The 1,018-nt window shown below is 44.5% G+C and carries 1 pseudogene; it reads left to right on the forward strand.

Annotated features, from left to right (window positions below):
- Positions 1 to 776, forward strand: a pseudogene (locus tag D791_RS18605) (IS110 family RNA-guided transposase); the annotation flags it as partial.
- Positions 777 to 1,018: the final 242 nt, after the last annotated feature.

The raw sequence follows: 1,018 nt of genomic DNA on the forward strand, positions 1-1,018 counted from the left end.
CTATTCATGGCGGTAAAACCAAAAATGATCGAATAGATTCATACAAAATTGCAGCATTAATCAGAGGTGGAAACTTCCCGCTCGCCTATGTCTATCCCAAACGCATGAGAGCAGCCCGCGATCTTCTGCGCCGCCGCACCAACCTCGTTCGTCACGGTGCAGATCTCAAAGCTCATGTCGTCAACACCACCAGCCAATACAATTTACCGCCTAACAAGGTCAACCTGAAAAATGTCTGCGCCAGAGAACAGCTCAATAAAACCTTTAATGACCCACTTGTTCAACGCAACATCGACCTAGATATAGCTGTTCTAGAGTGCTATCACCGAGAGTTAAGTCAAATAGAATGGCTATTAGAAAAACAGGCCAAACAGCATCAACCTACATACTTTTATTTACTGCAAACCATCCCCGGTATTGGCCGCATATTAGCCTTAACCATACTCTATGAAATTGGCGATATTCATCGATTTGAATCCGTCTAAAAGTTTGCGTCTTACTCACGACTGATTAAATGCAAAGCCGAATCAGCCGGTAAAACTTACGGTACTCAAGGTAACAAAATCGGCAATGCACATTTAAAGTGGGCATTTTCTGAAGCAGCCGTTTTGTACCTAAGAGGCAATCCTGATGCTCAAAAGCTTTTGCAGCGATTTCAAAAGCGGATGAGTAAATCAAAAGCGCTTTCAGCCCTAGCACACAAACTAGGACGCACTGTCTATTTCATGCTGAAGAACGAAAAGGTGTTTGATGAACAACGATTTCTAACGGGTTAGTCACGCAACAGGATGATGATCGACGTCTAACTGGATTATTACGGAGTGTGCCGAAAACGGGTGTCAGTTGACTGATCAACAAGACCTAAAACCCGATTTCTACACCCATCACGAAGCCTGTCGCTTTGATTATCCATCCTGCTGGCGTGCATCAATACCCTGAGCGAGTGGGCTTACACCAGCGCTGAACCTGAAACTAACTGGGACTGAAAAGTAACCCGCTTTTTGAATAGGACAGATGC

Origin of the sequence: Nitrincola nitratireducens (assembly GCF_000585235.1) — a bacterium.
Taxonomy (GTDB): domain Bacteria; phylum Pseudomonadota; class Gammaproteobacteria; order Pseudomonadales; family Balneatricaceae; genus Nitrincola; species Nitrincola alkalisediminis.